The following is a 23,344-nucleotide window of genomic DNA, read 5'->3' on the forward strand; positions in this document are numbered from 1 at the left end:
GTTATAGATTCACGGCTGGGCAAATTCTAGTTTCGTCCGAAAAACTTCTTCATACTGCGCCGCGAGACGCGGATGAAGGTATCCCGCTGGCTCTGCCAGCGTATAGGTGCGAAGGAGGTCATGTAAGGGACGCCCACCGATTCCAGGCTGCACAGATGCAGACCCAGAATAATCATCGCGATAATCATCCCGTACAGGCCGAAGGAAGCGGCAATCGCCATCAGCACAAAACGCAGCATCCGCACAGAAATGCCGACATTGAAGGCCGGTAATGCGAAATTGGCGATTGCTGTGATGGACACCACGATGACCATGGCTGCTGAAACCAGCCCCGCATCGACCGCGGCCTGACCGATAACCAGGGTTCCGACGATGGACACGGACTGGCCGATGGATTTGGGCAGCCGGATACCGGCCTCGCGCAGAATCTCGAAGGTGATCTCCATGATGAAGGCTTCAAGGAATGCCGGAAAAGGAATCCCCTCGCGCTGCCCGATCAGACTGATCAGCAGTGTAGTCGGAATCATCTCCTGATGAAAAGTAGTGATGGCGATATAGAAGGAAGGGGTTAGCAGAGCAATGGCAAAACAAAAAAATCGCAGCAGACGCACCAGACTGGCGAAATCGCTCCGCTGGTAATAGTCCTCACTGGATTGAAAAAATTGCACCAGCAGTGCGGGAACCACGAGTACAAACGGAGTCCCTTCCACCAGAATGGCGATCCGGCCTTCCAGCAGTGCCGAAGCGGTGACATCCGGACGCTCTGTATTATAGACGGTCGGGAAAGGGCTATAGCGCTTGTCCTGAATCATCTCCTCGATGTAATTGCTCTCCAGTACGCTATCCAGCCTGGCATTATCCAGCCGTCTGCGCAGCTCCTCCAGCACGACGGGATCGGCATTGCCTTCAATGTACATCACCGCGACATCCGTCTGGGTCTGCTCCCCCAGCTTGCGTGACTCGATCCGCAGCTTCGGGTTCTGGATGCGCCTGCGGACCAGAGCGGTATTCTCCCGCAGGGATTCGGTGAAGCCCTCGCGCGGGCCCCGTACCACCGACTGGGAGCTGGCATCTTCTACCGCGCGCTGCTTAAGCGCCGCAGTGCCGGCAGACAGCGCCGTAACACTGCCTTCAATGAAGAGAATCGTGTTGCCGGCCAGAATTTCCGTTTCAACCTCTGTATAGTTGCTGATCTCCCCAACTTTGCCCAGGGTAAGCGTCCGTTCCTGCAGCAGCTCGAGGCATGTTACCGGCGTGAATTCGTCCAGTTCATGGAACAGGCCGGCATCCTCGTGAATCGCTTGAATGAGAGACTGCGGATCAGACAAGCCTTCAATAAAGACAAGCACAGCGGGCAAAGGGCCAAGTGTAATGAACCGGTAGATGATATCTGTACTTTTGCCCAGGCGGACTTGCATTCCCTCTATAAAAACGGACAGAGATTCCGGCAGCTTCTCCTGCGGCGATCCTGCATTTTCCAGCTGCGTCATGTGCATTCGCCTCCTGTTATCCGGTATAGTCTTTCCGTTTATGGGAATCGTATGCAATCTGCGGGCCGGGAAGGGTGCTGGCGGCTTCTGTTTTTTTGGCACAGGCGTTTACGAATGATTGAAACGGCTATACTACCTAGTAGTAGTTAAATACTGGACAGGCAGACGGAAGGAAACAGGAGGGTGTGCTATGCAACTAAGTATATTGCTGATGATCGTGCAGCTCTTTTTCGCGCTGGTCATCGGCGTTTATTTTTGGAATCTGCTGCGTGGACAGAAGACCAACAAGACGGCGGTAGACCGGGAATCGCGCAAGGAGCTGGATAAGCTGCGCAAGATGCGGATGATCTCTCTGACCAAGCCGCTCTCAGAAAAAACACGTCCGGCCTCCATCGATGATATCGTTGGACAGAAGGACGGGCTGCGCGCACTTAAGGCCGCGCTCTGCAGTGCCAATCCGCAGCATGTTATTATCTACGGGCCGCCAGGTGTAGGCAAGACAGCCGCTGCGCGTGTTGTCATGGAGGAAGCGAAGAAGAATGCGCTGTCCCCGTTCAAGCGCGATGCCAAATTCACAGAGATCGATGCCACTACTGCGCGCTTCGATGAGCGCGGGATTGCCGATCCGCTCATCGGCTCGGTGCATGATCCAATCTATCAGGGTGCGGGGGCCATGGGGGTGGCCGGAGTTCCGCAGCCGAAGCCGGGAGCGGTAACTAAGGCGCATGGCGGGATTCTGTTCCTGGATGAGATCGGGGAGCTGCATCCGATTCAGATGAACAAGCTGCTGAAGGTGCTGGAGGACCGCAAGGTGCTGCTGGAGAGTGCGTACTATAATTCAGAAGACAGCAACACGCCGGCGTATATCCATGATATCTTCCAGAATGGCCTGCCCGCCGATTTCCGGCTGGTTGGTGCAACGACACGTTCGCCGGATGAAATCTCGCCTGCGCTCCGTTCGCGCTGCATGGAGATCTATTTCCGGCCGCTGCTGCCGGAGGAGATTGCGGTGATCGGACGGGATGCCGTCCAGAAGGTCGGGCTGAAGCCAAGCCCCGAAGCGGTGGAAGTGGTGCAGCAATATGCCACGAACGGCCGGGAGGCCGTGAATATGATCCAGCTGGCCGCCGGATTGGCCCTGACCGAAGGCCGGGATACCCTGAGCGCTGCCGAAGTGGAATGGGTCGCGGGCAGCAGCCAGCTGCCGCTGCGGACGGAGCGGAAGATTCCAACGTCTCCGCAGATCGGGCTGGTTAACGGCCTTGCCGTCTACGGTCCGGGCATGGGTACGCTGCTGGAGATCGAAGTCTCCGCCGCACCAGCTGTTAATGGACAAGGCAGACTGAATATAACCGGTGTAGTCGATGAAGAGGAGCTGCGCGGCGGCTCACGGACGACCCGGCGCAAGAGTATGGCCAGAGGCTCCATCGAGAATGTGCTGACCGTACTGCGTACGATGAAGCTGGACCCGGACCACTACGACCTGCACATTAACTTCCCCGGCGGTACGCCGATTGACGGCCCGTCCGCCGGAGTAGCCATGGCGGTCGCTATCGTCTCCGCCATCCGGCAGCTGCCGGTGGACAACACGGTAGCGATTACCGGGGAGATCGGCATCCACGGCCGTGTGAAGCCGGTCGGCGGCGTGGTCGCCAAGGTCGAGGCGGCTTTCCAGGCCGGTGCAACCACCGTGCTGATCCCTAAGGAGAACTGGCAGTCGCTGTTCGCCGACCTCGGCCCCCTGCGGGTCATCCCGATGGACACCGTCGAAGAAGTCTTCCGCCATCTGTTCGGCACGGATACGGCAGACGTGAGAATGCCGGCCGTGTCGGGCGAGACCTTCTCTTCGGCGCCTTCCCTACTGAAGGCGGATGCTTCGGGGGAGAGCTTGCCGGGATAGCACTAGTCTATATGAAGAGGTCCCTCAGATCATATACTGGGGGACCTTTTTTTTGCGTAACTTGCTGAAACGGTACCGTCCTTTGGAGGACGGCGGAGCTGTTTCAGCTTGTTCGTTATGTAATGATTCCTGAGCCTTAGGGACCGTAAGGCCGCTTTTTTAGCGAAAGGGGGACTTGGCACGGGGCTAACGGACCGGATGCAGCTAGCCCGGAAATAGATGGACTATCTACACTTGCTGAGGAACGATTAAACCCTTCGGAAACAGCAGTTGGATAAACAGCACTTAAATTATCGCCTTTCACTCAAACTAGCTAAATCACCCGAATTAAATGTTGTTTTTCCACTTGCTTGCTCCCGATCCGCCGAAATCAACAAATTAAGATACCTTTATCCACTTGCTTGTGGCATCAGTCCGTATCCCCGCGGCATTCTCCCCTTTTGTCCGCAGAATGTAGCTCTTGGGGTCCCCCCCCCCGTAAAGTATTTGATTGATTCAACGTCCAAGCTAAAGCACGACTTTGCGGGCCGTCTCCACTTGGTAAAGAGATCAAGTTCTTGAGAAGAAGTGCTGACATTCCTCCGCCCGAAATGATATAATGAATAGATCAGTGTGTGGAGATATTAGTCTTTGATAGACTAAAAATATATGTCTCAGGATACGTCTGCCATCTGAAATACTATTTTTTATGGAGCTGACGTACATGCACGGAGAAACAAGACTGCCCAGAAACGCCAAAGAAGGTTTATTATTTTTGTTAATTGTTTCAATCATTTCAGTAAATACGATTGCTCCTCTTATCGTAGGGCTGGAGCTCGGATTCAGCAAGGAAGTGTACCTGGATACACTGAAGATCCTTCCATTCATGTGGGTAATCGTAGTTCTGCTGGTACGGCTGGTGGCCGGACCTATTGTCCGCAAAGTGCTGCCGAAATTCACAGGCCAAACCGACGGATTTAATGCCAGGGTTCTCCTGAATATTATTTTGAATGTTACAGTATTATCGATTTCAATGTCGGTTATCGGCACATGGGTTGGAACGGGACATGTAAGTCTGGAGCCCATCAGAAACTTCCTTCATATCTGGCCAAGAAGCTTTGGGATAGCCTTCTGGATTGAACTGCTGGTTGCGCAGCCGATCGCAAGATTGGCAATGAAGACGTTGCATGCAAGGCAGGACCGTAAGGTACAAAGTGTAAATGCGTAATCAGGGCTAATCGTCCAAAATAACAATACATTCGGGGAACGTCCATGCCGGGCGTTCTTTTCTTTTAATTAACCAGGCAGCCTTTAAGTAAAGGCAACGGCATAGTACACTTAAGTTCAGCGAATACTAAAAGACGACTGCGCCACAGCATTTGCCGCGGCACAAGGCTTGTTGGTGTTTTCATGCCGCTTTTGTTAGAATGAATGCATATGACACTACTTATGAACCATGGGAGGTGCGAAAGCGATGATACAAAGCAAATCGAAAGGTCGTCGTTTTCCTTTATTACCGCTTAGAGGTCTTCTTGTATATCCCAGCATGGTTCTGCATTTAGATGTAGGCCGCGAGAAGTCAGTCCGGGCACTGGAAAAAGCTATGGTTGAAGATAACCTGATTCTCCTCTGCTCCCAGTCGGAAGTGAATATAGAGGAACCGGGACAAGAAGATATTTTCCGGGTGGGTACAGTTGCGAATGTGCGGCAGATGCTGAAGCTTCCCAACGGCACGATCCGTGTGCTGGTGGAGGGCGTGGAGCGGGCCGAGATTATTCATTATACGGATAACGAGGAGTACTACGAGGTAATGGCGCGTGAGCTGCCGGAGCAGGAGGATGTCGATCAGGAGAGCGATGCCCTCATGCGTACCGTGCTAAGCCAGTTCGAGCATTACATCACCTTGTCGAAGAAGGTTACTCCCGAGACGCTGGCCGCTGTCTCCGATATTGAAGAGCCGGGCCGGCTGGCCGACGTGATCACCAGTCATCTGGCGCTGAAGATTAAGGAGAAGCAGGAGATTCTGGAGACCATTGACGTCAGCAAACGTCTGGAGAAGCTGCTCGATATCCTTAATAATGAGCGTGAAGTGCTGGAGCTGGAACGCAAGATTAGCCAGCGCGTGAAGAAGCAGATGGAGAAGACCCAGAAGGAGTATTACCTGCGCGAACAGATGAAAGCGATCCAGAAGGAGCTTGGCGAGAAGGAAGGCCGGGCAGGCGAAGCGGATGAGCTGCGCGCCCAGATGGAAGAGAAGAAGCTGCCGGAGCGTGTGCAGGAGAAGATTGAGAAGGAAATCGACCGCCTGGAGAAAATGCCGGCAAGCTCGGCCGAAGGCAGCGTCATCCGCAACTATGTGGATTGGCTGCTGGGTCTGCCGTGGAGCGAAGCAACCGAAGATGATCTGGATATCAAGAAGGCGGAGCAGGTGCTGGATGCAGACCACTACGGTCTGGAGAAGCCGAAGGAACGCGTACTGGAATATCTGGCTGTACAGAAGCTGGTCAAGAGTCTGAAGGGTCCGATTCTGTGTCTGGTAGGTCCTCCGGGCGTTGGTAAAACCTCGCTCGCCCGCTCCATCGCCCGCTCGCTGAACCGTAAGTTCGTCCGCATCTCGCTGGGCGGCGTACGGGATGAAGCGGAGATTCGTGGTCACCGCCGTACCTATGTCGGTGCTATGCCGGGTCGTATTATTCAGGGGATGAAGACTGCGGGCAGCATCAACCCGGTCTTCCTGCTGGATGAGATCGACAAGATGGCAGCGGACTTCCGCGGCGATCCGTCGGCGGCTCTGCTGGAGGTGCTTGACCCTGAACAGAACAATACGTTCAGCGATCACTTCGTAGAGCTGCCGTTCGATCTCTCGAATGTCATGTTCGTAACGACAGCGAATGCCGTGCATAATATTCCGCGTCCATTACTGGACCGTATGGAGATGCTGTTCATTCCGGGGTATACGGAGCTGGAGAAGCTGCAGATTGCCAGCCGCTATCTGCTGCCGAAGCAGCGCAAGAACCACGGCTTGGAAGATGAGCAATTATCCATTGAGGATGATACGCTGCTGAAGATTGTCCGCGAGTACACCCGGGAATCCGGGGTGCGGAACCTGGAGCAGCAGATTGCTGCCCTATGCCGCAAAGCCGCCAAGCAGATTGTTTCGGAAGAGAAAGAACGCGTAAGCATTCTTCCGGAAGAGATCAAGGATTATCTGGGCGCTTCCAAGTACCGCTATGGAATGGCGGAGCTGGAGGATCAGATCGGCACCGTAACCGGGCTGGCCTGGACCGAGGTTGGCGGCGACACGCTGCTGATCGAAGTAACGGTTGTGCAAGGTACGGGCAAGCTGACGCTGACCGGACAGCTGGGCGATGTGATGAAGGAGTCGGCGCAGGCCGCCTTCAGCTATACCCGCTCTAAGGCGGAGGAGCTGGGACTGGCACCGGATTTCCATGAGAAGAACGATATTCATATCCACATTCCTGAAGGTGCGATCCCCAAAGACGGTCCGTCCGCAGGGATTACGATTGCAACAGCACTGATCTCCGCCCTGACGAAACGTTATGTCTCGAAGACTGTGGCGATGACCGGCGAGATTACGCTGCGCGGGCGTGTGCTGCCGATCGGGGGCCTCAAGGAGAAATCACTGGCTGCCCACCGTGCAGGCTACAAGAAGATCCTCATCCCTAAGGACAACGAGCGTGACCTTAAGGATATTCCCGAGAGTGTCCTGAACGATGTGGAGTTTGTGCCGGTAGCCCATATGGATGAGGTGCTGAAGCATGCACTTGTGGATCATGAGGCCGTCAGCGGCAGAGACACAGATACGGATACAGAAATAAGTATTGAAGCGCCAAGTAGTGTGCATTAGAAAGGAAGTCCTATGAAAGTTAACAATGCCGAATTTGTGATCAGTGCCGTGGGCCCTGATCAGTACCCTGAGGATGCCTTGCCGGAGATTGCTCTGGCAGGGCGCTCCAATGTAGGGAAGTCATCTCTGATTAACCGCATGATCAACCGCAAGAATCTTGCCCGCACCAGTTCTACACCGGGTAAGACACAGCATATGAACTATTATCGCATTAATGAAAGTATGTATTTCGTCGACTTTCCGGGTTACGGCTACGCCAAGGTCTCCAAGACACAGCGCGCCTCCTGGGGCAAAATGGTTGAGAAATACATGTCTGAGCGCGAAACGCTGAAGATGGTCCTGCTCGTTGTAGACCTTCGTCATCCGCCAACCGGCAATGACAAGATGATGTTCGACTGGCTGAAGCACTATGATCTGCCGCTCTGTGTAGTGGCAACCAAGGCGGATAAGATTCCGAAGACCCGCTGGCCGAAGCATATCAAAGTGATGAAGCAAGAGCTCGGTGTGCTGCCGGGTGATAACTTCATTGCCTATTCTTCAGAAATTGGACTTGGCAAAGACGAACTATGGGAACTTATCGATAGACATACTCTTCCTACCGAAGAAGAACCTCCGGCAGAACCGGACGATCAGGATTCCGGGGATGAACCACAGCACGAAGACTCTTCTGAGACTTAAGGGTTTGTCATAGAATTGAGGGATGGTTATGGCTCAGCGTCTGGCTATGGAATATGTGAATGCAACAATGCAAATGACCGAATTTCAGCTGAACCAGTTTCTGCTTACCGCCGATACCAGCTATATCAGTCACCGCGTGAAGATCCTTGGCGCGGGTGAACAGGAGATTGTGCTGGAGGAGGCCGGGGGTGAGGAGGTACATCTGTCTTTTGAACGCAAAGGCGGCATCTATATTGGTTCCTTGTCCTGCAGGGTAGTGAATCCTCATCTGATCAATGCGGTCCGTAAGCTCTTCTTCATGTATAAGGGCACGGGAACCGTGAACCGGATTTATAAGGAATTAACCATGATGTATTACTATGAGGGCGGCTCGGTGCGCCGGATCTCGGAAGTGAGACCCGGCGGCACCAAGCTGATCTATCAGCACAAATATTCATTAGTAGAGATGATGTCTATTTACAAGCTGCAGACGGTAGAGCAGGAGATAGAGCAGGAGCGCTGGAAGATTAATAGCCTGCTGGATCTCCGCAATACTTGTCAGCATGAAGCGGCCATCCGTGAAGTAGACGAACAGCTTAGGCTGGCAACTTATCGGCTGTTTCAATTAGAAGCTTAACGAAATTTATTTTAAAATTTAGCAATCATTTCCTAGTGAAATGGTTGTATTTTTTTACGTAAACTATACATATCTTCTCGAAAAGGACCGATAAACTACATATGATAGATATCCATAGCCACATTCTACCCTTCATAGATGACGGAGCCGCTGATATTGACGCCGCTCTCGCCATGGCGCAAGACGCCCATAACGATGGTATTACCACTGTAGTTGCTACGCCTCATCATGCGAACGGAGTCTATATGAATCCGGCTCCGGATATTGAAGCAGCTGTGCGGCTGCTGAATGAGAAGCTTCAAGAAGCGGGCAATCCGCTTCAGGTGCTGCCCGGACAGGAGATTCGTATCTACGGCGATCTGCTGGATGATCTTGAGAAGGGACAACTGCTGACGCTTGCCGGTTCCAGATACATTCTGCTGGAGATGCCCTCTTCGCGGGTGCCGCGTAATATGGAGGAGACCTGCCATGAGCTGATCATCCAAGGCTATGTACCGGTAATCGCCCATCCGGAGCGTAATGCCGAGGTTGCCGAGAATCCGTCCAAGCTGGAGCGGTTAACTGAACTGGGAGCACTGGGACAGCTGACGGCGCAGAGTCTTGCCGGGACCTTCGGGAGTAAGCTGCAGAAGCTGTCACTAGACTTGTGCCGGCGGGGGACTATACATGTGATTGCATCAGATGCGCATGATTCTAGTAATCGTCCGTTTGGTTTAAGCGAGGCTTACGAAGTCGTGAAGAAACATTTGGGAAATGAGACATTCGACTTTTTTCTACACAATGCGCGTAGAATTGCTGCTAATGAGGAGATTATTCGAGTTAATCCTGTTCAATCCAACAGCAAACTTCATAGATTGTTCGGATTTTTTTCTCGTAAGGGATGACCTTCCTAGTTTTTAATGGTAGAATGGGTATTACTGGATTAAAGCTATAATATTTATAAAAATACATACAATGAGGTGGATGACAAGTGACTTTGAAGAAAAAATTGGCAGTATCTACACTAGCAGTAAGCATGGCGGCGGCATCCGTTGCCGGATTGCCCCTAAGCAGTATTCTTGGACAATCTGGAATCGTGGGTACAGCTTCTGCAGCGAGTGCAAACTATGACGCTTTGAAAGCCCGTGCCAATCTGTTGTACGGCAAATTAAGTGATGCATCCAAGCAGACACTCCGTGAGTTCCGCGCAGAGCTCCAGTCGGTATCCCGTACCGAACTTGAAACTGCCCTTGCACCGATTCTGGATCATGTTACTCTCACTTCTACAGAGAAGACAACATTGTTTGATTTCTATCTAGAGGTAGTAGGTTCTTACTACAATCCTGATGTAACAGCGATTACAGATATTCTGGAATCACCGAATTATCCTGCTTATCAGGCGCTGGTGAAGAATATTGGTGAACAAGCCGGTATTACAGATCTGACTGTCGGCAAAGTATATAATTTCATTTCTGTAGTTGAGCAGAAGGAAATTGCAGCCTTCAAAGGAGCAAACCTGGCGGATCTGTATGCAGCAGCCAAAAATCCAAGCAGCGCATTGGCAGTTCAAGCGAAGAATATTGCGCTCAATACTAATGTAGTAGCAGGAACAGATTACACACTGAAGGCTGCGCTTCTGGAACTTGGCGTTGATGCTAACCTCGCATCCACACTGAAGACTAATCTGGAAGCTATTCCATCTGTTACAAAAGCTAAAGACGCAGCCGTAATCCTTGCAGCCGCTTACTATGACGTTTATCTTAAGTCTGGTGCAGTTGTTGATCCTGGTACTGGTTCTGGCGGCGGTGGCGGTAGCTCGACAGTAACAACTCCGGTTACGCCAATAGTAACAGCGGCAGGAATTTATGATGTATCCAAGCTGGTCACTATTGTTGGAGATAAAGCTACCTTGAAGCTGGTGGATGCTGACGTACTGAAAGCATTTGATGCTCTGGTTGCTGCTAATGCCGGTAAGACAGGTCTTACACTTACCCTGAACCTGGGTACAGTGAATGCTGCAACAGTGGAAGTTCCATTGTCCAAAGCAATCATCGAAGCTGCTAAGGCTAAAGGTATTGCTAATATCGCTATTACCTTCAACGGCTTGACCGTAACGATTCCAGTGGGCCAATTCAGTGAAGCTATTACACTTACAGCATCGACAATTGCTGATTCTACAGTGACTTCGATTTCCAGCCTGAAACTGGCATCCAGCGTGTATGAATTTGATCTGACTGTAGGCGGCGTTGCAACAACAACCCTCCAGCAGCCAATCATTATTAAACTGCCATTGAAGAATACAACTGGCCTTGACAAAGAATTGCTCTCCGTTACGAAGATTGTATATAGTGCTCTTCAATTCCAGGGTGGTGTTGTAGACGGTGAATATATCACTGAACCACGTGATACCTTCTCTTCCTACGCAGTAGTGGAGAACAAAGTAAGCTTCAAAGACACTGCAAGTGTACAGGCTTGGGCGGGAAGACAAATTGCCGTTGTAGCTGCCAAGGGCGCAATTGAAGGCGTGGGTAACGGCAACTTTGCTCCGAAGAGCAATGTGACCCGTGCAGAATTTGCCAAGATGCTGATTCGTGCATTGAACCTAGAGAACAACTCCGCTAAGCAGAGCTTCAACGATGTAAGCTCTACTTCTTGGTATGCTCCATATGTAGCTGTAGCTGCTGAGAAGGGTATCATCACCGGACGCAGCGCTGCACAATTCGATCCTAATGCAACCATTACCCGTGCAGAAATGGCGACTATGATCTCCCGTGCGGTTAAGTCGGTTAACCCTGCTGCCACTACTAGCACAACTGCATTGGGCCAATTCTCCGATGCTGCTAAGATTAGTGCATCACTGAGAGACGGAGTTGCCTTCGCTGCCAGCAATAACCTGGTTATCGGCAACGCCGGCAAGTTCAACCCTAACAACACTGCTACCCGTGCAGAAGCAGCAGTTATTATCTACCGTACAATTAACTTCAAGTAAGTAAATAGTAAGTATGGAGAGCCTCCTCTCGTCTGTTAGAGAGGAGGCACTTTTTTAGCTTAGGTGAAATATTACAGAAACAGCTTGGAGGGAAATTCACTTGTCAGCACAAGAATTGGATCTGCGCGATTATTTCCAGATTGTCAGGAAGAGACTGTGGATGATTGTCAGCATTGTTATCGTGGCATGTGTTCTTGCCGGGGTCTACAGCTTATACATCAAGAATCCGGTGTATGAGGCTTCAACGAAGATTATTGTTAATCAGACACCTACCCAATCTACGGTAGGACAGCTGGATCTTAACCAGATTAATACGAATATTCAGCTTATTAACACGTACAAGGAAATTATTAAGACACCGGCAATCCTCGACGTTGTGGCTAAGAACTATCCGCAATTCGCTATTACTGCGGAGGAGATGCTGAAGAAGGTTAATGTTAGCTCCGTAAACAACACGCAGGTGATGACACTTGTCGTTCGAGATAATTCATATCAGAGAGCCGCAGAAATCGTGAATGCCATATCACTTGTGTTCAAGCAGGAGATTCCGAGCCTGTTCAACGTGCAGAATGTATCTATCCTCAATGAAGCCAAGCTTAATCCACCTGTAGCACCAGGACCGGTAGAGCCGAATGTGGTGATGAACCTCGCGATTGCCTTCATTGTATCCTTGATGATCGGTCTGGGAATTGCCTTCTTGCTGGAATACCTGGATGATACGCTCAAGACAGAAGATGACATTAAGAAATACCTTGGACTGCCAACGATCGCCATGATTACACGGCTTGGACAAGAAGAAACGAAGACTACAGAACAGCAAGTACAGACGCAGACCAGAAAGGCGGGGGAACTTGAACATGTCACAGCAGCCAAATAAACAACGCCATCTGATTACCGTGACGAACCCGCGCTCTCCTGTATCAGAAGCTTTTCGGGCACTGCGCACGAATATTGATTTCTCCTCGGTAGATGAACGGATTCAGATTATTATGGTCACTTCTTCCGGGCCGGAGGAAGGAAAGTCTACAGTGACAGCTAACCTTGCCGCAGCGTATGCTCAAGCGGATAAGAAGGTGCTACTCATCGACGGTGACTTGCGTAAGCCTACCGCTCATAAGACCTTCTCGCTAAGTAATCGTTATGGCTTGTCTTCATTATTATCTCAGCAGGCCGATTTGTCTGAAGTCATTCAAGAATCCGGTGTAAATAACCTTTCGCTGATGACATCCGGGCCGATTCCGCCAAATCCGGCAGAGATGATGGCTTCCAACCGAATGAGTGCTGTCCTGCAAGAGCTGCGCCAGTTATACGATGTTGTTTTAATCGATACACCGCCATTACTGGCAGTTACAGATGCGCAGATTGTGGCCTCCAAGAGCGATGGTGTCATTATGGTTGTGAGCTACGGCAAGGTGAAGCGTGATATTGCTGTTAAGGCTAAGGCGGGTCTGGACCGGGTAGGAGCAAGAATGCTGGGCGTAGTACTGAACAATGTTAAGCGTAAAGCCAGTGAAGGCTATTATTATTACTATTATGGCAATTAAGTTTCCTATTGATGAAAATTGTTATTTTTGGAGGCACTAAAAATGACAGCGAAAACCAGAGTATTGGTACTGTTTCTGATCGATATTGCGATTATTTGGTTCAGTATCGTAACTTCCTACCTGTTCCGTTTCTATAACCATATTCCTGAGGAATATGTTGTGCAGATGGTGGTGTATGGGCTGATCTCAACGATCGCTATCGGTGGAAGCCTGGTCTATTTCGGGTTGTACCGCAGAATGTGGCAGTATGCCAGCATAGGCGAGATTATATCTGTTCTCAAGGCTATTGTAGTAGGAGCCATACTCTCATACGCAGTAGCTTTTGTTATCCTGCCGCAGCGTGTGCCGCTTAGTATAGAAGTCCGGTCGATGGAGACGATACTGCTGCTGGTAGGGGGCGCCCGCTTCTTCTGGAGGGTGTTCCGTAATGACCGTTTCAACAATAAGGATACGGAGGTCCATACCCTAATTGTTGGAGCTGGAGACTGCGGTATATTGATTGCCAGAGAGATGATGGGCCCTTCATTCGCTGATACACGGCTGGTCGGATTCATTGATGACAGTACAGATAAATATCACCTGTCTATATTGGGTGTTCCCGTGCTAGGTAACCGTTATGATATTCCACGAATCGTGAAGGAACGGGAGATTCACGAGATTATTATTGCGATGCCTTCCGTCTCCAGAACAGAAATATCTGAGATCATTAATCTGGCTAAGGCTACAGGTGCGAAGCTGAAGATCATACCTGCACTAAATGACCTGATCGCAGGTAAGATCTCTGTCAAGAAGCTGCGGGATGTCAGTGTTGAAGATTTGCTGGGCCGTGAGCCTATTGTAGCCGACATGAACAGTATCCTGGGTTATGTTCATAACAAAACCGTACTTGTTACGGGAGCAGGCGGTTCTATCGGATCAGAGCTATGCCGCCAGATCTCTCCGTTTGCACCGGACAAGCTGATGATCCTGGGTCATGGGGAGAACAGTATCTATACCATAGAGATGGAGCTACGCAAGAGCTTCCCTTATCTGAATATTGTTACAATCATTGCTGACGTTCAAGACCGTGCAAGGCTGATGGATATATTCCAGAGCCACAAGCCGCAGGTTGTCTTTCATGCGGCAGCACATAAGCACGTTCCTCTGATGGAGCGTAATCCTTCCGAGGCGATTAAGAATAATGTCTTCGGCACACGCAACGTGGCAGATTGTGCGGACAAGTACGGAGCAGAACGTTTTGTACTAATTTCATCGGATAAAGCGGTTAACCCTACTAGTGTCATGGGCGCAACGAAACGAATCGCTGAGATGTATGTTCAGAGTCTTAACGTAGCTAGCCCAACCAAGTTCTCGGCAGTTCGTTTCGGCAACGTACTTGGTAGTCGAGGCAGTGTAATACCTGCATTCAAGCAGCAGATTGCAGCAGGGGGACCGGTTACCGTCACGCACCCTGAGATGGTCCGCTACTTCATGACAATTCCTGAAGCCGTGCAACTGGTGATTCAATCCGGTTCCTTCGCCAATGGCGGCGAAGTGTTTGTGCTCGACATGGGTGAACCAGTAAAGATTCTAACCTTAGCTGAGGACTTAATTACCTTGTCTGGTTATGAGCCTTACAAGGATATTGAGATCACCTTCTCAGGTATCCGTGAAGGCGAGAAGTTATATGAAGAGCTGCTGACAGATGAAGAGAACCTGGGTTCTACTCAACATGACCGGATCTTCATAGGCAGACCGAATGTCATTAGTCAGAGTCAAATGGAGCTGGAGTTCAAACGGCTAGAACGTGTTATTGCTGAAGACGGAGAAGCCATTCGTGAAGTGATTAATCAGATCGTGCCGATGCAGCCAGTGATCCAGGCGGCGATTAGCTAATTAGAATTTGGAGGTAACTGAAGTGAAAAGATGGAAGAAAGTATTGATCTGGACGCTGTCGGTCATCGTGGTGTTGGGAGTTGGCGGACTATTCGCTGCCAATTATGCTGTCGATAAGCTGATGAACTCTATGTCGGATGGGTTTGATATGGAAGCGGAAGATACTGTTAATGTGCCTCAGGGGCAAGTTGTTGAGCCTACAGTAGCGGAGAGTGATCCGTCTGCGGAACCAGCAGCTTCAGTTGATCCAACATCAACAAGTTCACCAGACAGCACTCCAGCTTCTACTGATGCCGGAGAACAAACGGCTGTCAGTACCACTAAGCCAGCAACTACTCCTGTTCCAACACCAGAGAGTGTGGATGGGATTGCTCATATCTCAACGGATAAGGCTAAAGAAGTTCAAGACAACGTTTCGATTACAGATAAAGCCAATGTAGCGTCAATAGTAGCACAACAGTTGAGTGTATCTGATATTAAGAGATTACAAGAGTTAGCCAAAGGCGGACTAACTAATGAAGAAAAGCGGGAAGCACGTAGTATTATTCTTGGTAAAGTCTCCGAAGAACAATATAACGAGCTCTCAAAAGTCGCCAAGAAATACGGTGTTAGTCAAGGCAAGACACGTGATCAAATACTTGCTGAAGAAGAACAACTCAAAGCACAAGAAAAAGGAAGTGAATGATCTTGTTTAAGGTGAAAATTCCCGCAGCAACCCTACTGACATTAGCGTTAATAGGATCAGCACCATTAACAGCATCGGCGCCTATTTCGGCTTCAGCTGCTGTTTCTACAGTAACTGCTTCTCCAGCAACTACAAAGGCTTCGAATACAATCAAAGTGCAGAATGTAGATGTGAAGTTACTCTTTGATGGTGTGGCTCTACAGCCGCCAGCAGGACAATACGTGTTTATGTATAACAACACTACCTATGTTCCTCTACGGTTCATGTCTTATGCTCTGCAGAAGAGTGTAAGCTGGGATGCCAAGAATCTTAAGGTAACAGTGGCAGAGCCAACTAGTTCGGAATTGGTCGTCATTAAAGAATACTTAATGAATGCTACGGATAATTCCGCTTTTGCAACGAAGAATATTGCTCTGAACAACGTAAATGCAAGTTATGTATTTAATGGGAATAATAAAGCGTTACCTAAGGGCCAATCCAGTTATCTGCTGAACGGTTCCATATATGTACCACTAAGATTTTTATCGGAATCCGTGGGCAATTCCATTAGCTGGGATCAGAAGACAAAGACAATTACGGCTAATTCTAAGAGTTATGAAGAAAAAAATGCAAATTTGAATTCGAACGGCAATGGATCGAGTCCATCTGCCAGTGCAACACCGACAGCAACTGCGACGGGGAAGGTTTCCTATGAGTCTATTACAAGCGCAACAGAAGCGAAGCTGAATGCTTTGCAGTCGCAAAGTGAGTCTACACTAATGGGAACCTTATTGGAATACGTGAGTGCGAAAGATGATGCAACCAGAGAAAGTATCATAGCCAAAGGGAAACAGCAGTTAGCATCCTTTAGAGCTTCTTTCAATAGTATAATCGCTGACGCTGAACAAAAACTAAACAATAATGGTTATAGCACAGCTATCATTCAGCAGTATAAAGATGCATTTGAAGCATCACTTCAGGGAGGTATAGCCGGAGCTAAATCTTTTATAAATTAGAAGTTCAGAGAATCATCAATATTAGAAACGTGGTTCATCGCTATCCTCATTCTTCGCAGGTAACGATAGCGGTGACCATAGTATCCTAAGGACATGGTGAGCGTATGAAGCCGTATATTTTTATTAAACAAACCTTAGATTTTGCATTGGCTCTAATTGGAATGCTCCTGTTATGGCCTTTTTTGTTGATTATCGCGATTGTGATCAAGTCTACTTCTAAAGGTCCTATTCTTTTCCGTCAAAAGCGCTTAGGCAGGAATAAGAAAGAGTTCTATATCCTAAAGTTCAGAACGATGCGTATAGATACACCAAGTGATATGCCTACGCATCTACTTCAAGATCCAGAATTCTTCATTACGAAGGTAGGCAAATTTCTAAGAAAGTCAAGCTTGGATGAGCTTCCTCAGATTATTAATATTCTTAAGGGTGAAATGAGTATTATTGGTCCTCGTCCGGCGCTGTGGAATCAATATGATTTGATTGCTGAGCGTGATAAGTACGGGGCTAATGATATTAAGCCAGGGTTGACTGGGTGGGCGCAGATTAATGGCAGGGACGAGCTTGTGATCGAAGCTAAAGCACAATTAGATGGTGATTATATTAAACGTATTAGTTTTCGCTTTGACTTAATCTGTTTTTATGAAACGATAAAAATTGTTTTTAAACGGGAAGGAATTATTGAAGGGGGAACAGGAAAACTCAACAAAAACAGTGTTGATGCATAAAATTAGGAATAAAAAATGATTGGAGAATAATAGATGGTGAAAGAACCCAAATGAATACTAATGACTCAAAAAAAATACTTATAACAGGTCTAAATAGCTATATTGGGTCTTCCTTTAAAAAGTGGGTCGAAAAACATAAAGAGTCAAATTCTTTTATAGTGGATACCGTTGATATGAAAGATGCAAATTGGACAAAAAAGGATTTATCAGGATATGATGTTGTTTATCATGTTGCAGGTATTGCTCATATAAAAGAAACCAAAAAAAATGCTCCCCTCTATTCAACAGTAAATAGAGATTTAACGATTGAACTGGCTCATAAAGCTAAGAATAGTGGCGTTAAGCAGTTCATATTTTTAAGTTCAATGAGCGTTTATGGATTGGAACGTGGGAACATTAGTGGTGATACAGTTCCAAATCCACAGACCAATTATGGTATATCAAAATTACAGGCTGAGGAACATATTAAGAAACTTCAGGACTATAAATTCAAAGTAGCAATTGTTAGACCTCCGATGGTGTATGGACAGAACTGCAAAGGGAACTATACAAGACTTTCAAAGCTCACTTTAAAGCTACCTGTCTTTCCAAATGTTAAGAACAGAAGAAGTATGATTTATATTGATAATCTTTCTGAGTTTATTAGAATACTAATAAACGATGATGCGAAAGGTATATTTACACCTCAAAATAAAGAGTATGTAAGTACAAGTGAAATGGTGAGAATGATAGCTGATGTTCATGGTAAGAAAGTGAGGTTTATAAAATTCTTTAGGCCTATTTTTGATTTTCTGATAAGAAAAAGTGGAACTCTCAATAAAATATTTGGTGATTTAATTTACGATATCAATATCTCGGATCATAACCGCGAATACTGTGTTGTAAGTTTAAAGGAGTCAATAAAAAGAGCAGAAGGTTACGAGGAGTAATTACAATGAAGGCAGTTTGTATTAGCTGTTTCAATTATTATGATAATAGACTAAAACATGTGGAACAACATTTGAAAAGGAAGGGTTATGATGTTCTATATATAACCTCTGATTTCGACCATATTGATAAAATTAGATATAGAATTGATAGGCCAAATACAATTCAAATTAGAGTTAATGCTTATAGTAAAAATTTATCAATCCAACGGTTGTTTTCACATTACTTATTTGCTAAAAAAACTTTGAGAGAAATAAATCGGATAAAACCAGATTTGCTGTATGTAATGTTGCCACCTAACTATTTAGCGAAATTTATTTCTAAATACAAAAATACAAATGATGTGAAAATTATATATGATTTGTATGATCTATGGCCTGAAACATTTCCTTCTGACAAAGCTAAATTATTGCTGTCATTACCTTTTAAATTATGGAGGCAACTAAGAGATAATAATTTAAACTCCGCAGATGTGATAGTTACAGAGTGTGAGTTATATCAAGAAAAATTGAAGTGTATATTGAACGGGGCTAATAAAGAAGTGCTTTACTTGACTAAGGAAAAAAGTGAGATCGTTAGCACGCCCAATATAGATATTAATACAATAAATATCTCCTATTTAGGTTCAATTAATAGCATTATAGATATTCCTTTAATAGTAAAATTGCTGACTGCTATAAATAAATTAAAACCAGTTATCTTACACATAATCGGGGATGGTGAGAATAGAGAGCAGTTAATACATGAGGCTAACGAATCTGGTATTAGGGTTGAGTATTATGGAAGAATCTATAATGAAGAAAAAAAGAGAGCGATTTTTGACTCATGCTTATTTGGGATAAATATGATGAAGGACTCTGTTTGTGTAGGTTTGACAATGAAATCTATTGACTACTTTCAAGCAGGATTACCAATATTAAATAATATTCAAGCAGATACAGCTAATTTAATAGAGAAACATAGTATAGGTATTAACGTTACAAAAGATAATATTGAAGATGTAGCAGCGAATGTAGTCGCACTTGAAAGATCAGACATCTTGTTAATGCGAGAGAATACTAAAAAAGTGTTCGAAAGTCTTTTCTCACATGAAGCATTTAATATTAAATTGGAAAAAGTATTTCAACGAATCTATTAATTATTGGTAATTATTAAACTTTTTAAAAGTGTGGTGAAATAATTGAGTAATGAAAGATCAAGTAATTATGGTATTGGAGAAATTGTTACTAATGGCCTCTCTCTCATATATACTAAATTGTTTTGGAGAAAAGCAAGACTTATACGCCTTCCAATAAGAGTTAGGGGCAAGGAATGTATGAGTTATGGTACTGGATTTACTACTGGTTATAGTTGTCGTATTGAAATGAACGGTATTAAAGCGAGAGGGAAACTAACGATTGGTAAAGATTGTGTGATTGGAGATTATGCTCATATAGTTGCAAACCATTTGGTTACCATTGGTAATGGAGTTCTTATGGCATCCCGTGTATTTATAACTGATACTAACCATGGTGATTATTCGGAATATAGTGGGGATTCTATCCCAACAGTTTCACCCAACAAGCGCCCTTTACATTATAAAGAAGTACATATCGGGAATAATGTTTGGCTAGGTGAGAATGTTTCAGTATTGCCTGGAGTTGTTATTGGCGATGGGTGTATCATAGGTGCAAATGCTGTGGTAACTAAGAATATTCCAGAGAATAGTATTGCTGCTGGTAATCCAGCTAAGGTTATAAAGAAGTATGATTTATCAACTGATAAGTGGAAGTAGGAACTTGGCGTTTTTAACCACAATACTTTATAGTATTTTGATATGGAAAATAATTAGTGGGTAAATCATAAGGTGAATGTCAAATTGTTTTATAAGGTACATTATTTCTGCATATTTAGAAAAATAATGACAACAAAAAGGTGAGGTTAATGAAAGTCTCGGTAATAATACCGATGTATAATAGCGAAAATACAATAACTAATACACTCAATTCAGTCAAAATACAAACAGCATACAATGAAATACTTGAAATTATAGTTATTAATGATGGTTCTACAGATGATTCCTTGAATATGGTTAATGATTATATATTAGTTAACCATGACATGCCTATCATTCTAATTGATAAAATGAACGGAGGGGTTTCATCTGCACGTAACGCTGGAATGAAGATTTCTATGGGGGAATGGATTGCTCTGCTTGATTCGGATGACGAATGGCTGCCTAACAAAATAGAAGTTCAATTAAAAACAATAGAAAAGCACCCGTATATTGATTTTTTAGGCGGAGATTCAAATGGACTGGGATTACGTATTTTATTTAAAAAAATTGATAGTCTTTATAAGGCGAGCGTAAAAGATTTATGCTTAAAAAGCTTCCCTGTAACACCGGCAGCATTTTTTAGAAGAAAGATTATTAATGAAATTGGTTATTTTGATGAAGAACAAAAGTATGCAGAAGATGGAAATTATTTTCTAAGAATTTGTGCCTATTATAATTATTATCACTTACCTATACAAATGGTAAACTGTGGAGGTGGAAAGCCTACATTTGGATACAGTGGTTTATCAGCTAATTTGAAGGGGATGTATGATGGAAATGTGAAGAATATTAAAGATCTGAAAAGAGAATCAATTATTAGTATTGATTTTTATTTGTTTTTGCGTTTATTCTTTTGGGCTAAATATATTAGAAGGATTATAATATCGAAACTACGTTGAATAGAAAGAAATTGTAAATAGAAAAATTCATGTGTTCTATTATTCTATAAACACAATTTGAGAGATGGGATAAAGTAGATGGAATCCGTAATAAGTATTATTATTCCTATATATAATGTTGAACACTTTATAGTCAAATGTATAGAAAGTATCATTCATCAAACTTATAAAAATCTCGAAATAATTCTAGTGAATGATGGATCTCCAGATAATTGCGGACGCATTTGTGATGACTATGCATTTCAAGATAATAGAATAAAAGTGATTCATAAAAAGAATGGAGGGTTGAGTTCGGCCAGAAATGCTGGTTTAGATGTGGCTACTGGTAATTATATTGGGTTTGTCGATAGTGATGATTGGGTTGAATTTGACATGTTCGAAAAACTTCTTAATGTAGCAGAACAAGAAAATGCAGATATTGTCCAATGTGGATATAGATCTGTATCAGAAAATGGTGGGGTTCTTCGTAAGTATACCGGTCTCAATGAAAGTTATAATAATAATGAAGATGTGTTGGAGGCATATTTTGCTCAAACGAAAATAAATGTTGTAGTATGGAATAAACTTTATAAAAGGCACTTATTCGATTCGATACGTATGGTAGAAGGTCGATTATTCGAAGATACAATGGTTTCTTTTGAATTAGTTCTTCATACAAAAAAATTAGTAAGTATTGAAGGAGAATATTATAATTATCTTCAAAGAAGTTCAAGTATCATGGGAAGTACATATACTTCACAAAAATTAGATATGATATATGCAGGGAATTATGTATTATCTAAATGTAAAATTAGTGTACCACAGTATATTAATCAGGCTCATATTTTACTGTGTATGTACTGTGTCTATTTGTATTATGATTTAAACTATAGCAATATTCAAAATCAGTTAAATCATAGAAAAACTATATTGATTGAGTTTGCTAATCATTATGAAATCGTGAAACATAGTGAAGAATTCAAAAAAACCAGAATAAAAAATAAAATTTTAATTAAGTCGTTCTCATTAAATAAAACTTTAGCAATAATAATTTATCGCCTATATTCCATACTTAAAAAGATGTAATAATGGCAGAAAGAAGTTTATGATAAAATGTTAGTTACTATATATTGCATTCTTATATCTTTGATATTAATCTCTACTCAAGTTAAGTTTAAAACATTTATACTCCCGAATACAATATTTTCTGTGATTTGGTGTGCAGGAGGGGTTTTAGCTTGTACGAATAATTTAGGTTTATTAAGACCAAGTTTACAAATACATCTCTATATTATATTGTCAATAATCACATTCAATTTGTTGTACTTTATATTCTCTAATAACCTAAAAGAATCTATAAATGAAGATATTGAAGTGCAATTTAATATTAATTATAAGTTAATAACTGGTATGTGTATTCTAGGGCTTATATTGATTCTTCCCAATACGATAACAGCTGTAAAAACGTTGATAACAACTGGATTTAGCTTATCTAGTGTAAGAATTAACTACGCATCATTGTCATATTCCGAAAGATTCTTTTATATGTTTTTTACTAATAATATTCCGATTGCAATTTTTAGTGCTGCTTCAATTATAACTGCAATTAATTTAGCAGATAATAAAACTAAGCTTTTGAAAATTTCTTTAATTTGTATATTTATTGGTACTATCACCTTTGGTGGAAGGTATTTAATATTGAATTTTATAATATATTATATTTCGGCTTTTCTTATATTGAAAAAATATAAATATATAAAAATTAAAAAATCTTATATCCTGATAGCCATAATTATATTAGCTATTGTTACCTTATTAAGGGGAACCACTGGATTATCAGTATTAGATATGGGTGTTTTATATTATGTTGGTTCATTTTCATTTTTAGAATTTATAATTTCACATCCGCATTTATATGGGCTACTTGATCCCCCGATGTATGGTTATTTAACATTTGGATTTCTATTAGAACCTATTATCTTAGCTCTGAAACTTTTTTTTGCTTTAGATATTGATGTGCCCAGTTATCATTTTAATATTTATGCACAACCTTTTGTCAATATTGGTGTTGAGAAAGTAACTTACTATAACAATAATACAACGATTTTGTATACATTTATCAGAGATTTTGGAGCAATAGGGGTTATTGTGGGTATAGCTTTAATAACCAGTGCAGTTTGTATATTTCAAAAAATGTTTAAGAAGACCAGAAGTATTAGAACAATAGGAATCCTTCTACTTTTATATTCATTAATAATAAATAGCACTATGGCTTATAATTTAACCTCAATTGCTTCTAGTTTATTGATAATTTTTCTTCTGATTTTCAGCAGAGAAAAGAAGCGAAATGAAGAACTGAAACTAAGTGAATTTAAATAAAACTAAAATAAAGTGAGATGG

At 44.4% G+C, this 23,344-nt stretch carries 19 protein-coding genes and 1 pseudogene; 19 read left to right on the forward strand and 1 reads right to left on the reverse strand.

What is annotated here, in order from left to right; all coding sequences use genetic code 11:
* Positions 1 to 26 precede the first annotated feature (26 nt).
* On the reverse strand, positions 27 to 1,490 hold the full coding sequence (locus QW71_RS09425) for a spore germination protein (RefSeq protein WP_200905906.1): 1,464 nt from the start codon (positions 1,488 to 1,490) through the stop codon (positions 27 to 29).
* 190 nt (positions 1,491 to 1,680) lie between these two features.
* Between QW71_RS09425 and lonB the strand changes: the two genes are divergently transcribed.
* The 19 genes and pseudogenes from lonB to QW71_RS09520 all read left to right on the forward strand — a co-directional run bounded on the left by lonB (position 1,681) and on the right by QW71_RS09520 (position 23,323).
* The gene (gene lonB, locus QW71_RS09430; RefSeq protein WP_039296661.1) at positions 1,681 to 3,390 is read left to right on the forward strand and encodes an ATP-dependent protease LonB; all 1,710 of its coding nucleotides are present in this window, start codon (positions 1,681 to 1,683) and stop codon (positions 3,388 to 3,390) included.
* Positions 3,391 to 4,093: 703 nt separating this feature from the next.
* The gene (locus QW71_RS09435) at positions 4,094 to 4,597 is read left to right on the forward strand and encodes a hypothetical protein (RefSeq protein ID WP_039296664.1); all 504 of its coding nucleotides are present in this window, start codon (positions 4,094 to 4,096) and stop codon (positions 4,595 to 4,597) included.
* Between the two features lie 246 nt (positions 4,598 to 4,843).
* Entirely contained in the window at positions 4,844 to 7,237 is a 2,394-nt protein-coding gene (gene lon, locus QW71_RS09440; protein ID WP_047013700.1) for an endopeptidase La, read from the forward strand.
* Positions 7,238 to 7,249: 12 nt separating this feature from the next.
* Positions 7,250 to 7,915 (forward strand): ribosome biogenesis GTP-binding protein YihA/YsxC, encoded by a 666-nt coding sequence (gene yihA / locus QW71_RS09445; protein ID WP_039296666.1) that lies wholly within the window; start codon positions 7,250 to 7,252, stop codon positions 7,913 to 7,915.
* A 28-nt stretch (positions 7,916 to 7,943) separates the two neighbouring features.
* Positions 7,944 to 8,531: a hypothetical protein gene (locus QW71_RS09450; protein ID WP_039296669.1), complete on the forward strand. Its 588-nt coding sequence runs from the start codon at positions 7,944 to 7,946 to the stop codon at positions 8,529 to 8,531.
* A 101-nt stretch (positions 8,532 to 8,632) separates the two neighbouring features.
* On the forward strand, positions 8,633 to 9,415 hold the full coding sequence (locus QW71_RS09455; RefSeq protein ID WP_039296672.1) for a tyrosine-protein phosphatase: 783 nt from the start codon (positions 8,633 to 8,635) through the stop codon (positions 9,413 to 9,415).
* An 86-nt stretch (positions 9,416 to 9,501) separates the two neighbouring features.
* Positions 9,502 to 11,499 (forward strand): S-layer homology domain-containing protein, encoded by a 1,998-nt coding sequence (locus tag QW71_RS09460; protein WP_039296675.1) that lies wholly within the window; start codon positions 9,502 to 9,504, stop codon positions 11,497 to 11,499.
* 100 nt (positions 11,500 to 11,599) lie between these two features.
* A complete protein-coding gene (locus tag QW71_RS09465) occupies positions 11,600 to 12,376 on the forward strand; it encodes a YveK family protein (protein WP_039296677.1) in 777 nt (258 codons plus the stop codon).
* On the forward strand, positions 12,357 to 13,043 hold the full coding sequence (locus QW71_RS09470) for a CpsD/CapB family tyrosine-protein kinase (protein ID WP_039296681.1): 687 nt from the start codon (positions 12,357 to 12,359) through the stop codon (positions 13,041 to 13,043). Before QW71_RS09465 ends, QW71_RS09470 begins: the two co-directional genes overlap by 20 nt.
* A gap of 42 nt (positions 13,044 to 13,085) precedes the next feature.
* Positions 13,086 to 14,918 (forward strand): nucleoside-diphosphate sugar epimerase/dehydratase, encoded by a 1,833-nt coding sequence (locus QW71_RS09475; protein ID WP_039296684.1) that lies wholly within the window; start codon positions 13,086 to 13,088, stop codon positions 14,916 to 14,918.
* Positions 14,919 to 14,940: 22 nt separating this feature from the next.
* A complete protein-coding gene (locus QW71_RS09480; RefSeq protein ID WP_039296686.1) occupies positions 14,941 to 15,603 on the forward strand; it encodes a hypothetical protein in 663 nt (220 codons plus the stop codon).
* 11 nt (positions 15,604 to 15,614) lie between these two features.
* A complete protein-coding gene (locus tag QW71_RS09485) occupies positions 15,615 to 16,598 on the forward strand; it encodes a stalk domain-containing protein (protein ID WP_235441432.1) in 984 nt (327 codons plus the stop codon).
* Between the two features lie 104 nt (positions 16,599 to 16,702).
* Positions 16,703 to 17,323, forward strand: coding sequence for a sugar transferase (locus tag QW71_RS09490; protein WP_039296692.1), 621 nt, complete (start codon positions 16,703 to 16,705; stop codon positions 17,321 to 17,323).
* A 50-nt stretch (positions 17,324 to 17,373) separates the two neighbouring features.
* Positions 17,374 to 18,252 carry an NAD-dependent epimerase/dehydratase family protein gene (locus tag QW71_RS09495; RefSeq protein ID WP_039296695.1) on the forward strand — a complete coding sequence of 293 codons (879 nt, stop codon included), beginning with the start codon at positions 17,374 to 17,376 and terminating at the stop codon, positions 18,250 to 18,252.
* Between the two features lie 5 nt (positions 18,253 to 18,257).
* A complete protein-coding gene (locus tag QW71_RS09500; RefSeq protein ID WP_039296698.1) occupies positions 18,258 to 19,388 on the forward strand; it encodes a glycosyltransferase in 1,131 nt (376 codons plus the stop codon).
* 447 nt (positions 19,389 to 19,835) lie between these two features.
* Positions 19,836 to 20,024: pseudogene (locus QW71_RS41265) on the forward strand (DapH/DapD/GlmU-related protein); the annotation flags it as partial.
* A gap of 149 nt (positions 20,025 to 20,173) precedes the next feature.
* The gene (locus tag QW71_RS09510) at positions 20,174 to 20,965 is read left to right on the forward strand and encodes a glycosyltransferase family A protein (RefSeq protein ID WP_039296701.1); all 792 of its coding nucleotides are present in this window, start codon (positions 20,174 to 20,176) and stop codon (positions 20,963 to 20,965) included.
* 78 nt (positions 20,966 to 21,043) lie between these two features.
* Entirely contained in the window at positions 21,044 to 22,030 is a 987-nt protein-coding gene (locus tag QW71_RS09515) for a glycosyltransferase (protein ID WP_052769948.1), read from the forward strand.
* 27 nt (positions 22,031 to 22,057) lie between these two features.
* On the forward strand, positions 22,058 to 23,323 hold the full coding sequence (locus tag QW71_RS09520; protein WP_039296706.1) for an O-antigen polymerase: 1,266 nt from the start codon (positions 22,058 to 22,060) through the stop codon (positions 23,321 to 23,323).
* Positions 23,324 to 23,344 lie beyond the last annotated feature (21 nt).

Source organism: Paenibacillus sp. IHB B 3415 (genome assembly GCF_000802655.2).
Taxonomy (GTDB): Bacteria; Bacillota; Bacilli; order Paenibacillales; family Paenibacillaceae; genus Paenibacillus_AQ; species Paenibacillus_AQ phytohabitans.

What these genes read in the sequence shown, in the direction of transcription:
- QW71_RS09475 (WP_039296684.1), top strand. Translation starts at nt 13,086, where the DNA reads ATGACAGCGAAAACCAGAGTATTGGTACTGTTTCTGATCGATATTGCG.
- yihA (WP_039296666.1), top strand. Translation starts at nt 7,250, where the DNA reads ATGAAAGTTAACAATGCCGAATTTGTGATCAGTGCCGTGGGCCCTGAT.
- QW71_RS09425 (WP_200905906.1), bottom strand. Translation starts at nt 1,490, where the DNA reads ATGACGCAGCTGGAAAATGCAGGATCGCCGCAGGAGAAGCTGCCGGAA.
- lonB (WP_039296661.1), top strand. Translation starts at nt 1,681, where the DNA reads ATGCAACTAAGTATATTGCTGATGATCGTGCAGCTCTTTTTCGCGCTG.
- QW71_RS09500 (WP_039296698.1), top strand. Translation starts at nt 18,258, where the DNA reads ATGAAGGCAGTTTGTATTAGCTGTTTCAATTATTATGATAATAGACTA.
- QW71_RS09455 (WP_039296672.1), top strand. Translation starts at nt 8,633, where the DNA reads ATGATAGATATCCATAGCCACATTCTACCCTTCATAGATGACGGAGCC.
- QW71_RS09470 (WP_039296681.1), top strand. Translation starts at nt 12,357, where the DNA reads ATGTCACAGCAGCCAAATAAACAACGCCATCTGATTACCGTGACGAAC.
- QW71_RS09450 (WP_039296669.1), top strand. Translation starts at nt 7,944, where the DNA reads ATGGCTCAGCGTCTGGCTATGGAATATGTGAATGCAACAATGCAAATG.
- QW71_RS09515 (WP_052769948.1), top strand. Translation starts at nt 21,044, where the DNA reads ATGGAATCCGTAATAAGTATTATTATTCCTATATATAATGTTGAACAC.
- QW71_RS09520 (WP_039296706.1), top strand. Translation starts at nt 22,058, where the DNA reads ATGTTAGTTACTATATATTGCATTCTTATATCTTTGATATTAATCTCT.
- QW71_RS09510 (WP_039296701.1), top strand. Translation starts at nt 20,174, where the DNA reads ATGAAAGTCTCGGTAATAATACCGATGTATAATAGCGAAAATACAATA.
- QW71_RS09490 (WP_039296692.1), top strand. Translation starts at nt 16,703, where the DNA reads ATGAAGCCGTATATTTTTATTAAACAAACCTTAGATTTTGCATTGGCT.
- lon (WP_047013700.1), top strand. Translation starts at nt 4,844, where the DNA reads ATGATACAAAGCAAATCGAAAGGTCGTCGTTTTCCTTTATTACCGCTT.
- QW71_RS09495 (WP_039296695.1), top strand. Translation starts at nt 17,374, where the DNA reads ATGAATACTAATGACTCAAAAAAAATACTTATAACAGGTCTAAATAGC.
- QW71_RS09435 (WP_039296664.1), top strand. Translation starts at nt 4,094, where the DNA reads ATGCACGGAGAAACAAGACTGCCCAGAAACGCCAAAGAAGGTTTATTA.